The organism is Methyloversatilis discipulorum (assembly GCF_000527135.1).
GTDB lineage: Bacteria > Pseudomonadota > Gammaproteobacteria > Burkholderiales > Rhodocyclaceae > Methyloversatilis > Methyloversatilis discipulorum.
Genome location: NZ_AZUP01000001.1, coordinates 1,321,731 through 1,333,578, shown reverse-complemented (window position 1 = coordinate 1,333,578; position 11,848 = coordinate 1,321,731). Strand labels below are relative to the sequence as shown.

11 protein-coding genes and 1 tRNA gene are annotated in these 11,848 nt (G+C 67.6%); 8 read left to right on the top strand and 4 right to left on the bottom strand.

Annotated elements, in window-relative coordinates; all coding sequences use genetic code 11:
* The first annotated feature begins 28 nt into the window (after positions 1–28).
* Entirely contained in the window at positions 29–1,351 is a 1,323-nt protein-coding gene (gene rlmD / locus METFAM1_RS0106055; protein ID WP_019918709.1) for a 23S rRNA (uracil(1939)-C(5))-methyltransferase RlmD, read from the top strand.
* A gap of 83 nt (positions 1,352–1,434) precedes the next feature.
* Here the strand turns inward: rlmD and METFAM1_RS0106050 are convergent, their stop codons facing one another.
* Positions 1,435–2,124 carry a Bax inhibitor-1/YccA family protein gene (locus METFAM1_RS0106050; protein ID WP_019918708.1) on the bottom strand — a complete coding sequence of 230 codons (690 nt, stop codon included), beginning with the start codon at positions 2,122–2,124 and terminating at the stop codon, positions 1,435–1,437.
* 140 nt (positions 2,125–2,264) lie between these two features.
* Between METFAM1_RS0106050 and METFAM1_RS0106045 the strand changes: the two genes are divergently transcribed.
* Positions 2,265–2,354 (top strand) — tRNA-Ser (locus tag METFAM1_RS0106045).
* A gap of 48 nt (positions 2,355–2,402) precedes the next feature.
* Here METFAM1_RS0106045 and METFAM1_RS0106040 read toward each other — a convergent pair.
* Together METFAM1_RS0106040 and rlmM are read right to left on the bottom strand one after the other, a co-directional pair.
* Positions 2,403–3,851, bottom strand: coding sequence for a DEAD/DEAH box helicase (locus tag METFAM1_RS0106040; RefSeq protein ID WP_019918707.1), 1,449 nt, complete (start codon positions 3,849–3,851; stop codon positions 2,403–2,405).
* Between the two features lie 339 nt (positions 3,852–4,190).
* Positions 4,191–5,291 (bottom strand): 23S rRNA (cytidine(2498)-2'-O)-methyltransferase RlmM, encoded by a 1,101-nt coding sequence (gene rlmM, locus METFAM1_RS0106035; protein WP_019918706.1) that lies wholly within the window; start codon positions 5,289–5,291, stop codon positions 4,191–4,193.
* Between the two features lie 98 nt (positions 5,292–5,389).
* Here rlmM and METFAM1_RS0106030 point away from each other — a divergent pair, with 98 nt between their 5' ends.
* From METFAM1_RS0106030 to ugpQ, 4 genes are read left to right on the top strand one after another with little or no spacing between them, the layout of a single operon-like run.
* The gene (locus METFAM1_RS0106030) at positions 5,390–6,439 is read left to right on the top strand and encodes an aldo/keto reductase (RefSeq protein ID WP_019918705.1); all 1,050 of its coding nucleotides are present in this window, start codon (positions 5,390–5,392) and stop codon (positions 6,437–6,439) included.
* Positions 6,440–6,486: 47 nt separating this feature from the next.
* Positions 6,487–7,860: an extracellular solute-binding protein gene (locus tag METFAM1_RS0106025; RefSeq protein WP_019918704.1), complete on the top strand. Its 1,374-nt coding sequence runs from the start codon at positions 6,487–6,489 to the stop codon at positions 7,858–7,860.
* On the top strand, positions 7,830–8,066 hold the full coding sequence (locus METFAM1_RS0106020; RefSeq protein ID WP_019918703.1) for a hypothetical protein: 237 nt from the start codon (positions 7,830–7,832) through the stop codon (positions 8,064–8,066). The genes METFAM1_RS0106025 and METFAM1_RS0106020 overlap by 31 nt, the downstream gene beginning before the upstream one ends.
* On the top strand, positions 8,063–8,791 hold the full coding sequence (ugpQ, locus tag METFAM1_RS0106015) for a glycerophosphodiester phosphodiesterase (RefSeq protein ID WP_019918702.1): 729 nt from the start codon (positions 8,063–8,065) through the stop codon (positions 8,789–8,791). The genes METFAM1_RS0106020 and ugpQ overlap by 4 nt, the downstream gene beginning before the upstream one ends.
* 3 nt (positions 8,792–8,794) lie before the next feature.
* Here ugpQ and METFAM1_RS0106010 read toward each other — a convergent pair whose 3' ends face one another.
* Entirely contained in the window at positions 8,795–9,628 is an 834-nt protein-coding gene (locus METFAM1_RS0106010) for a substrate-binding periplasmic protein (protein WP_019918701.1), read from the bottom strand.
* 187 nt (positions 9,629–9,815) lie between these two features.
* On the opposite strand from METFAM1_RS0106010, the gene METFAM1_RS0106005 reads away from it, so the two are divergent.
* Complete coding sequence (locus METFAM1_RS0106005) at positions 9,816–11,198, top strand: HAMP domain-containing sensor histidine kinase (RefSeq protein WP_019918700.1); 1,383 nt, start codon at positions 9,816–9,818, stop codon at positions 11,196–11,198.
* Positions 11,195–11,845 carry a response regulator gene (locus METFAM1_RS0106000; protein WP_019918699.1) on the top strand — a complete coding sequence of 217 codons (651 nt, stop codon included), beginning with the start codon at positions 11,195–11,197 and terminating at the stop codon, positions 11,843–11,845. The genes METFAM1_RS0106005 and METFAM1_RS0106000 overlap by 4 nt, the downstream gene beginning before the upstream one ends.
* The last annotated feature ends 3 nt before the right edge of the window (positions 11,846–11,848 follow it).

Genomic DNA, 11,848 nt, shown 5'->3' with positions numbered 1-11,848 from the left:
GCGCCCTTTCGCTCTCGCAGGACACGTCATGCCGGTCGCCCGTATCGAATCGCTGGACCACGAAGGTCGCGGCGTCACCCATTACGAAGGCAAGGTCATCTTCGTCGATGGCGCCTTGCCGGGCGAAACCATCGATTTCTCTCCCTACCGCAAGAAGGCGTCCTACGAACTGGCGCAGATCAGCCGCATCGTGCGGCCGAGCGCCCAACGGGTGACGCCGCGCTGCCGCCACTTCGGCAACTGCGGTGGCTGCAGCATGCAGCACCTGGACGTCGCTGCCCAAGCTTCGGCCAAGCAGCGCGTGCTCGAAGACGCTTTGTGGCACGTCGGCCGCGTCAAGCCGGAAACGGTGTTTGCGCCGCTGGTCGGTCCGGGCTGGGGCTATCGCTACCGCGCGCGGCTGTCGGTGCGCTACGTGCCGCGCAAGGGCGGCGTGCTGGTCGGTTTCCGTGAAAAGAAGTCGAGCTACGTCGCCGACATGGATTCCTGTGAGGTGCTGCCGCCGCACGTGTCGGCGCTGCTGCTGCCGCTGCGCACACTGATCGACGGCTTTTCGCTGCGTGACCGACTGCCGCAGATCGAGGTCGCCATCGGCGGCGAGCGCGAAGAACAGATGACGGTGCTGGTGTTCCGCATCCTCGAGAAGATGACCGCCGACGACGAGGCTGCGCTGCGCGCGTTTGCCGACGCTCATCGGCTGCACATCTACGTGCAGCCGGGTGGCCCGGACACGGTGCTGCCGTTCTGGCCGATTCCGATGCCCGAACTGGCCTACTCGCTGCCGGATTTCGGCGTGAAGCTGGCGTTCGCGCCGACCGAATTCACGCAGGTGAACCACGGCATCAACCGCTCGCTGCTGCGTCGCGCGATGTCGCTGCTGGCGCCGCAGCCGGGCGAGCGCATCGCCGACATGTTCTGTGGCCTCGGCAATTTCTCGCTGCCGATCGCGTCGCTCGGTGCCGACGTGGTCGGCATCGAAGGTGCCGATGCGCTGGTGAAGCGCGCTGCGCGCAACGCGGCGGCCAACGGGCTGGCCGAGCGGTCGAGCTTTGCGGTCGCCAATCTGTTCGAGATCACGCCCGAGTCCTACGCCGCGCTCGGCCGCTTCGACAAGATGCTGATCGATCCGCCGCGCGAGGGCGCGATGGAACTGGTGAAGTCCCTGCCGCACTCGGCCGACGAAGCGGCGCCGTCGCGCATCGTTTATGTGTCGTGCAACCCGGCCACGCTGGCGCGCGACCTCGAAGTGCTCATCGTGCAGAAGGGTTACCGCCTGCGCGGCGCCGGCATCGCCAACATGTTCCCGCAGACCTCGCACGTCGAGTCGATCGCACTGATCGAACGCGCCTGACCCCGCCGCGGCTTCGCGCACAGCAAAGAAAAAAGCCCCGCAGGGCTCGCGCCCGCGGGGCTTTCGGCTGAAACGAGTTTCGCTTATTCGCGCTGACCGGTCAGTGCCATCAGCAGGTTCAGCAGGCTGACGAACATGTTGTACAGGTTCAGATAGACCGACAGCGACGCCGACACATAGTTGGTCTCACCGCCGCGCACGATGCGCTGGATGTCGTACAGCATCCAGGCGGCCGAGATCAGCACGATGGCAGCGGAAATCGCCAGATGCAGGCCCGGCATCTGCAGGAAGATGTTGGCGACGATGGCCAGCAGGATGACAATCATGCCGATCATCAGGAAGCTGCCCATGTTCGAGAAATCGCGCTTGGTCGTTGCAGCGACCGACGACAGCACGAGGAAGGTGACCGCCGTACCGCCGGCCGCCATCGCGATGATGGAGCCACCGTTCGAGAAGCCCAGCGCCACCTGCAGGATGCGGCTCAGCATCAGCCCCATGAAGAAGGTGAAACCGAGCAGCAGGGCGACGCCGAGGCCGCTGTTCTTGTTCTTCTCGATCGCCCACATGAAGCCCCAGGCGATGCCGAGGAAGAGCACGAAGGAAATGAGCGGACTGCCGGAGAAGAAGCTGAAACGCATCTGCACGCCGACCAGCGCGCCGAGCAGCGTCGGCACCATGGACACGGCCAGCATCATGTAGGTATTGCGCAGCACGCGGTTCTGGCCGGCGGACAGCGAACCGGTGGTCTGCATGCTCTGGAATTGCGGTTGCATCAATGTCTCCCGAAGGATGATTAGTGTTCTAAAGACTATCGCACAGGGTGCGAAGTTTCAACGCTGCTCATCATGCTAGACTGCGCGCCTCATCCGTAACCCTTGTCTGGCGCCATTGTGCGCATGACAGGCGGCATCCAGGAAGCGTGGCAGAGTGGTTGAATGCACCGGTCTTGAAAACCGGCAACGTCGCAAGGCGTTCGTGAGTTCGAATCTCACCGCTTCCGCCAACACCAAAGAAAACGGCGCCATCGGCGCCGTTGTCGTCTCATCCCGCCTCAGCGTTTTCCGCTGCCGCCGAGCAGTGCGGCGACCTGACGCTTGCCGCTGCGCTTGGCCGGCGTCGGTGCCGAGGTGCTGTCGCCACCGTCAGCAGGGGCGTCGGGTGTCGCCGATTCGTAGGGCTTGCTGAAGTCGAAGCCGTCGGCGGCGACCGTCGATGCGCTGGCGCGGGGCGCACGCGGGGCGCGGGGCGCGTCGCCGGTTGATGGGCGGCTGCGCCGTTCGCCGCGCTCACCGCGTTCGCTGCGCGCTGCACGTTCCGGACGCTCGGAACGCGTTTCGCGCGTTCGCGCACGCGCCGGGTCGAAACCTTCCGGCACGACGATTTCGATCGGCTTGCGGATCAGCTTTTCGATGTCCGCCACGCGACCCTTTTCTTCGGGCGCCGCCAGCGAAATGGCTTCGCCCGAGCGGCCGGCACGGCCGGTGCGGCCGATGCGGTGCACGTAGTCTTCGGCGTTGTGCGGCAGTTCGAAGTTGATCACGAAAGGCAGGTCTTCGATGTCGAGGCCGCGGGCGGCGACGTCGGTCGCCACCAGCACGCGCACGCTGCCGTTCTTGAACGCTTCCAGCGCTTCGGTGCGCTGCTGCTGGCTCTTGTCGCCGTGGATGGCGTCGGCGGCCACGCCCTGGCGTACCAGGTGGTGAGCGAGCCGGCTGGCGCCGAACTTGGTGTTCACGAACACCAGAGCCTGGCGGTCGGCGTAGCTGTCCTGCGTGAGCAGGTGGGTCAGCAGTGCGCGCTTGTCGTCGGTGCCGCAGGCGTGCACACGGTGGGTGATGGTTTCCGCGGTGGCGTTGCGGCGTGCGACCTCGATCAGTTGCGGGTCGCGCAACATGGCTTGGGCCAGCTTCTTGATCTCTTCCGAGAAGGTGGCGGAGAACAGCAGGCTCTGGCGTTGCGCCGGCAGCAGCGCGAGGATGCGCTTGATGTCCGGGATGAAACCCATATCCAGCATGCGGTCGGCTTCGTCCAGCACCAGCATCTGCACCTGGCTCAGGCTGATGGTCTTGCCTTCGACGTGGTCGAGCAGGCGGCCCGGCGTGGCGACGACGATTTCGCGGCCCTGGCGCAGTTCGGCGACTTGCGCCTTCATGTCCACGCCGCCGTAGATGCACACCGAACGCAGCGGCAGGTGTTTCGAATAGGTCTTGACGCTCTCGTGCACCTGCATCGCCAGTTCGCGCGTCGGGCAGACGATGAGCGCGCGCACCGGATGGCGGGCGGGCGAGGGCGAGCTGCTGGCGTGCGGTGCGAGGCGCTGCAGCAGAGGCAGCGTGAAGCTGGCGGTCTTGCCGGTGCCAGTCTGGGCGCCGCCCATCACGTCACGGCCGGCCAGCACGATGGGGATGGCCTGCGCCTGGATGGGGGTGGGCGTGGTGTAGCCGGTATCGGCCACGGCACGCAGCAGTTCGGGAATCAACCCGAGTTCTTCAAACGACATGGATGCGAAGCTCTCTTGTGCAGAAGCGCGCGCCGGGCACATTGCCGCGGTGCGTGTTGCTTCTGTGGACTTCCGCCTGGCATGCCGGTTCAGGCTGGGGAAATCGGTTCCGGAAAACCCGGCGCGAGGCGCGCGGCGAGGGTGCCAGCGCGAATGTCGTGCCCGGGGGCGCAGGCGCCAGGGCGGGGGAAGTGGGGATCGGCCGTGGATTCATGGCCGGATCGGAAACTCCGGGCCGCGCCATAACCGGCGAGGCGACTGCGCGCGCATTATCGCACAGGCGGGGCGGGCGCTTGTGGCTGATCTTGAGGCCGGGCCGCCGCCCCGCCGCTCAGCGCCTCAGCGCTTGCGTTTGCGACCGCCACCCGCCTTGCCCGGCACGCCGAGGTAGCAGGTCACCTCCTCGCGGTCGTGATAGAGCTGGCGGCAGCGCAGTTCGTGCTTCTTGTCGACCGAGGCCAGCGCCTCGCCAATCAGGTCGGTACAGAGCTGCAGCTCGTCATAGCGCCGCTTCATCGGCAGCTTGAGGTTGAAAATGACGTGCTGGCACAAGCCCTGCGCAATCCAGCGGGCGACCAGCGCGGCGACGCGGCGAGGCTGTTCGACCATGTCGCACACCAGCCAGTCCACCGGCTTGCGCGGCACGAAGCGGAAGCCGTCCTCGCGTTTGTGGATCACCAGGCCGGTTTCCAGCAGTTCCGGATTCATGCGACCGTTATCGACCGCGGTTACGTGGATGTGGCGCGACACCAGCTGCCAGGTCCAGCCGCCGGGCGCTGCGCCGAGGTCGACCGCGGTCATGCCCGGCTTGAGCAGGCGCTCCTGTTCGTCCTCGCTCAGCAGCGTGTGGAAGGCTTCGGCCAGTTTCAGCGTCGAGCGCGACGGCGCTTCGCGCGGCATGCGCAGGCGCGGTATGCCGTTCAGCCATTCGCTGCGGCGGTTCGGCCAGCTCAGCGCGACCGTCGCGCGGTCGGCGGCGGTGAACAGCACGTGCAGGCGTGGCGCCGACGGATCGTCGGTGAAGGCGCCGGCCTGTTCCAGCGCCTCGCCCATGTGCGGCTCCAGCTTCTTGGTCATCGACGACAGCGACTTCGCGCCGTCGGTGTCCGGCGTTTCGATCAGGAAGTCGCTGTAGCCGTCGCACAGCGCGCGCGCCGCCTCGACGATGGGCGTCACGCGGTCACCCGGGCTCATGCCCTCGACCGTGCGGCCTGACCACAGCAACTGGCGGGCGAAACAGAGGTCCTGCCAGCGCAGCACGCGGGTCAGTGCCCACAGCGCGCCGCCTTCGGCGCGCGCTTCGACCCAGCCGCTGTTGGCTTCGGCCTGCACCTCGACCAGGTGGCCGGCCTCGCCGCAGCGGTCGGCGACTTCCTGCGCGCATTCGCGCTCGAAGCCGGGGCGGCAGTACAGCAGCAGGCCGTGAAGATTAGTTTTCAAGGTATTTCCGATCAGCGGGAATCGACGTCGCAGGTCGCGGTCTGTGGTACACGTCTGGCCTTCGCCTGACGACACACCGTCTCACGACAAGCGACGAAATGAACAGCAAGGATATCGCGCGGCGCCAGCTCGGGCGCTCGACGCTCGAAGTGCCGGCCATCGGCCTCGGCACCATGACCTTCGGCCAGCAGGTCGACGAACGCAGCGCACATGCGCTGATGGACGAAGCCTTCGAAGCCGGCATCGATCTGCTCGACGCGGCCGAAATGTACCCGGTCCCGGCGCGCGCCGAAACCTCCGGCGCCACCGAACGCATCGTCGGCAGCTGGCTGACGAAGAAGCCGCGCGACAAGGTGATCGTCGCCACCAAGGTGGCCGGACCGGCGCGCGGCATGCCCTGGATACGCGGCGGCCCGCTTGCGCTGGACGCGGCGAACATCCGCGAGGCGGTGGAAGGGTCGTTGCGCCGGCTGGGCACAGACTACATCGACCTCTACCAGATCCACTGGCCGGCGCGGAACGTGCCGATGTTCGGCCAGTACGAGTACGACCCGTCGGCCGAACGCGACGCGGCGCCCTTGCGTAGCCAGCTGGAAGCGATGGCGAAGCTGATCGACGAAGGCAAGGTGCGCCACGTCGGCGTGTCGAACGAAACACCGTGGGGCCTGATGAGCTGCCTGCGTCTAGCCGACGAAGGCCTGCCGCGCGTGGTCAGCATCCAGAACGCCTATCACCTGATGAACCGCACCTTCGACATGGGCCTGTCCGAAGTGTGCGAGCGCGAACAGGTGTCGCTGCTGGCCTATTCGCCGCTGGGCTTCGGTCATCTCAGCGGCAAGTATGTCGCTGACGCGCAGGCTGCCGGGCGCATCACGGCCTTTCCGCAGTTCGGCCAGCGCTACTTCAAGGAGAATGTCGCGCCGGCCTCGCGTGCCTACGCCGAACTGGCGCGTGCGCACGGCCTGACGCCGGCTCAGCTCGCGCTGGCCTTCTGCTACCGGCGGCGTACCGTCGCCAGCACGCTGATCGGCGTGACGTCGGCAGCGCAGTTGCGCGAAAATATAGAGGCGTGGAAGGTTGAGCTGACCGACGAGGTCACCGCCGCCATCGACGCCATTCACCTTCGCTACACCAACCCGGCACCCTGACCGGGCGCTGCAGCCGTATCGCACGGCTGCGAACAGGAGAACAACGGATGCTCAAGAAGTCGTTTGCCGCGCTGCTCGCGGCCAGCGTCGTGTCGTGGCCGCTGATGGTGCATGCGGCCGCCGAAGTGAAGAAGCCGGCGGCGAAGGCGACGAAGTCGGCGACCAAGCCGGCCACCAAGTCGACGGCAAAGTCGGCCGCAAAGACCGCGGCGCCGCAGGAGCCGGCGGAGATCGAACTGGCGCATGGCCTGGACGAAGCCGGTACTGCCGCGCTGCAGACGCTGGTCGACGAATTCAACGCCAGTGGCAAGGGCAAGCAGAAGATCGTGCTGGCGCCGCTGGGCGGCACCGGCGAGAAGCCGCCGGCGATGCAGGTGCTCGACGACGAGGCGCGTCAGCATTTTCTCGAAGGCAAGCCGCGTTACACGCCGCTGCACGAGGTGATGACCAAGGCGAAAGAGAAGTTCGCTGCTGTGCCGATCCCGGCGCCGATGCCGCCTTACCTTGCCGGCACCAAGGGCCGTCTGAATGCGCTGCCGATCGGCCTCACCACGCCGGTCATGTTCTACAACAAGGATGCCTTCGCCCGTGTCGGCCTCGACCCGGCCGCGCCGCCCGACCACTGGTTCACGCTGCAGGCCGCACTCGGCCAGCTGCGCGACGGCGGCTATGCCTGCCCGTACACCAGCGCACGGCCGACGCAGATCCACGTCGACAACATCAGCGCCTGGCACAACGAGCCCTTCGCCCGCAAGAACGGCAAGAAAGGCGAGGCGCTGGCGATCAACGGCCTGGTGCAGGTGAAACATCTTGCGCTAATGTCGTCCTGGTACAAGAGCCGCTACCTGCACATCTTCGGCCGCGGCGACGAAGCGGTGCCGATGTTCTCCGGTGGCCAGTGTCAGGTGTTGACCGCGCGTTCGTCGGCCTGGCCGCAGATCAAGCGCGACGCCAAGTTCGAGGTCGGTGTCGCGGCGCTGCCCTACCACGACGACATCCGCCAGGCGCCGCGTCACACGCTGGCCGACGGCGCCAGTCTGTGGGTGAGTGCCGGCCGCAGCGCGAGCGAAACGCAGACCATCGCGCGTTTCGTCACCTTCGTGCTGGATCCAGACCGCCAGGCCCAGTGGGCGCGCGCCACCGGCTTCATTCCGCTGAATCGCGCGGGCATGGTGGCGATCAGTCCGGTCGATGCGCCGACCATCGATGGCGTGGCGCGGGTGGCGCTGCGCCAGCTTTCTAGCAAGCCGGGTACCGCCGAATCGCATCAAAGCGCGGTGGCCGACAATCCGAAGGTGCGCGCCGTGCTCGACGAGGAACTGGAAGAGCTGTGGGCCGACCGCAAGCCGGCCAAGGCCGTTCTCGATACCGCAGTGCAGAGGGTGGGCCCATGTGCGGCAGCGAACAGCTTGTCCTGCTGATCCGCGCGGCGCGCGAGGACTCATCGGTACGTGAGCCGCTGCTCAAGCTGCTTGCGCTCGATGATGACGCCCGCGTGCGGGCGATCGAGAAATGGGTCAAGGAGGGCGTGGCCGCGGGGCAGTCGATCGAACTGCTGTCGGCCATCGCCTGGCTGACCGACGGCGACGTGGCGCGCGAGGCGCGCGACGTGCTGGCCCAGTCGTGAGCACCTGGCCCCGGCCGCTGTGGATTGCCCACCGCGGCGGCGGGGCCGCCGCACCCGAGAACACGCTCGCGGCGATCCGTACCGGCGCGGCGGCGGGCTTCCGCATGGTCGAGTTCGACGTGATGCTCAGTCGCGACGGCCTGCCGCTGCTGATCCACGACGAGACGCTTGAGCGCACGACCGACGGCGCTGGCCTCGTCTGCGAGCACGACTTCGCAGCCCTGCAGCGACTCGATGCGGGCAGCTGGCACGGTCCGGCCTTCGCCGGCGAACGCCTGCCCGCGCTCGAACAGGCACTCGACCTGCTGCTGGCACTGGATCTGGACGCCAATATCGAAATCAAGCCTGCCCGTGGTTTCGAGCAGGCGACCGGCGAGACGGCAGCCCGTCTGATCGCGGCGCGCTGGCCCGCCGAGCGGCGCCCACCCTTGCTGTCCTCCTTCGACTTTCCGGCGCTCGATGCCGCCCGTCGCGTCGCGCCGCAGTTGCCGCGAGGCCTGCTGTTCGAAGAGGTGCCCGAGGACTGGCGCGCGCAGATGCAGGCGCACGAGGCAGTGTCCATCCATTGCGACCACAGCCGCTTGATCGATGAGCGCATGCGCGACATCGTGTCGGCCGGTGTGCCGCTGCTCTGCTACACGGTCAATGATGCCGCACGTGCGGCGGCGCTGATCGAGGCCGGCGCAAGCGGCCTGTTCACCGACCGCCTCGATCTGCTGACCTGACGCCTACAGTGGCGGCATGCGGGTGACCGCGTGCTGCTTGAAGATGCGGTCCAGCGTGCCGTCGCGTTCCAGTTCGGCGAGCGCCGACTGCAGCGCCTGCGCGAGCGCCTCGTCGCCGGCGCCGACGGCCAGCCCGAGCGCCCATCCGGCCTGCGGCAGGCCGGGCAGCGCCGGCGGCATGCTCATCGTGAAGCGGCGGCCGGTGGCCGCCATCATCGGCTCGACCTGGCTGCGCATGCCGAGAAAGCCGGCGATGCGCCCTTCTTCCAGCGCACGGCGCGCGTCGTCCATCGAGTGGAAGTGCTGCACCTGGCTGCGCAGCCGCCCGCCATCTGACGACAGCAGCGCCATCGACATGATGGATTCGTTCTCCGCCCCCAGCGCCTGACCGTCGATGTCGGCCACCTTGTCCAGCTTGGGCAGCAGCTCTGTGGAGCGGATGGCGGCCAGGGTTTCGCGGTGGTAGGCGCCGAAGATCTTCACCTGCGGATTGCGTGCGCTCATCGTCGCATCGACCGGCACGTGCATCATCACGTCGGATACGCCCGGACCAAGGACGGTGCCTTTCCAGACGATGTTGCGCAGGTCGTCGTTCATGTTCTCGTCGGCGTCGTAGCTGCGCACATCGGCCTTGACGCCCAGTCGCTCGGCCAGCGCGCGGCCGAGGTCGACGTCGATGCCGCGCCCGGCGTCGGCGTAGGGCGAGAAGTCCTTGTAGACCCCGATGCGCAATGTGCCGCTTGAACGGACTTCAGCGAGGTCGCGCGCTTCGGCGCTTGCGCTGGTGAAGGCGCAGGCGGCTACGATCAGGGCGGTGGCGAGGGGCAGGGCGGACATCGGCAGACTCCAGTGGTGAGGTAGCGCGAGCTTATGGGCCCGCCCGTCTGCCGGCACCGGCGTTCTGCAGTGCGCTAGCCAGTCAATTTGCCCGCAGTGCGTTTGCGGCGTCCGGCCTATCATTGCCGCCGCTGCCGCCCTGTGCGCCGCCAGCGTGTCCCGGTCACCCTCTCGATTGTCCCTGCCGATGAAACGCGTCGACCTCAAGCGCATCCTGCTGCTGCGCATCACGCTGTTCGCGCTCGTGCTGCTGCTGTGCGCCATCGCGGTCACGCTGAAACAGACCCGCGACCGCCTCCACGCCGACCTGCCGCGCACTGGCGGCACGATGAAGCAGCTGATCGAAACCGAAATCGCGCGCGAGACGCCCCCTTTCGTGCGCGATCTGCACGGCATCGAACTGACCGGGCTGGAGGGGATAGGGCGGCTGGTGCACTTCTGTGCAGCGGTGACCGACATCTACAGCCGGCCGGTGGTGCAGCGCTGCTTCGGCGACGCCGAGGCGCCGCGCTGGCTGCCCGCGTCGCTGATGCGCAGCGTGGTCGGCGAGGAGGCGCGTTATATCGGCCCGGTCGGCAAGTATCCGGGCATCAAGGTGGGCGAGCTGACGGTGACGCCGAATTTCGCCAGCGTCGCGCAGTCGGTGTGGTCGGACATCCGCAATCTGCTGATCATCACCGCCGGCGTGCTGCTGCTCAACGTGCTGGTCTATCTGCCGGTGCGCCGCGTGCTGCGGCCGACCGACGACATCCTGCGCGGGCTCGGGCGGATGGAGGCGGGCGACCTGTCGGTGCGGTTGCCGTCCTTCGAGCTGATCGAACTGCAACGCATCAGCGACGTGTTCAACCACCTGGCCGAGCGGCTCGAGAACACGATGGGCGAACAGCGCGAACTTGCGCGCCGGCTGCTCGAAGTGCGCGAGGAGGAGCGGCGCCGGCTGGCGCGCGAACTGCACGACGAACTGGGACAGTGCCTCACCTCGATACAGGCCGAAGCCGCCTACGCGCGCGAACTGGCGCACGACCAGCTGCCGGCGCTGACGCCCAGCGCCGAGGCCATCTCGCGCATTACCGCGCACATGATGGAGGTGCTGCAGCTCATCCTGCGCGAACTGCGGCCGGTCGGGCTGGAGGCCTTTGGCCTGGCGGCCACCCTGGAACAGCTGATCGACAGCCGCAACCGCAGCAGTCACGGCCGCTGCCTGCATACGCTGACGATAGACGGCGACATCGGCGGTCTGGCCGATAACCTGAACGTGAGCCTCTACCGCATCGTCCAGGAAAGCCTGACCAATGCGCAGAAGCACGCCGACGCGCGCCACATCGCGGTGACACTGCGCTGCGATGGCAACGAACTGCGGCTGTGCGTCGACGACGACGGCCGCTCCGTACCGGGCGCCACCTTTGACGGCGGGCTGGGCGTGCTCGGCATGCGCGAGCGCGTGCAGGCGCTGGGCGGCCGGCTGACGCTGACGCCGCGCGCCGAGGGCGGCCTGCGCGTCGAGGTCGTGGTGCCGGCCGATGCAGGACGGCCGAGTCCGGCCGCGAACGTACAGGAGATGCACACATGATCCGTCTGCTTCTGGTCGATGACCACGCCGTGGTGCGCGAGGGCTACCGGCGCCTGCTCGAACGCCGCGCCGACCTGCGCATCGAGTCCGAAGCGGCCAGCGCGAACGAGGCGCTGACCGCCTTTCGCGCGGTGCAGCCGGATGTCGTCGTGCTCGATCTCGGGCTGCCCGACATGGGGGGCGTCGAACTGGTGCGCCGGCTCGTGCAGCGCGATGCGCGCGCGCGCATCCTGGTGTTCAGCATGCACCGCGACCCGCTGTTCGCGTCGCAGGCGCTGCGCGCCGGTGCGCTCGGTTACGTCACCAAGAGCTGCGCGCCCGACGTGCTGATCGATGCGGTCTACCAGGTCGCGGCCCGCCGCCGCGTGCTCAGCCCTGACATCGCACCCGAGCTTGCACTGGCGCTGTTGAACGACGCCGACAATCCGCTCGACGCGCTTTCGCCGCGCGAATTCGAGGTGCTGCGCATGCTGCTCGACGGCCGCTCGGCCGACGAGATCGGGCAGGCATTGCACATCAGCCCGAAAACCGCGCAGAACACGCACTACCAGATCAAGGCCAAGCTCGGCACGCGCACCGACATCGACCTGGTGCGTCTGGCGATGAAGTGGGGCTTGGGCGCGAACGAAGGGCAGACCGACGCGTGAGTG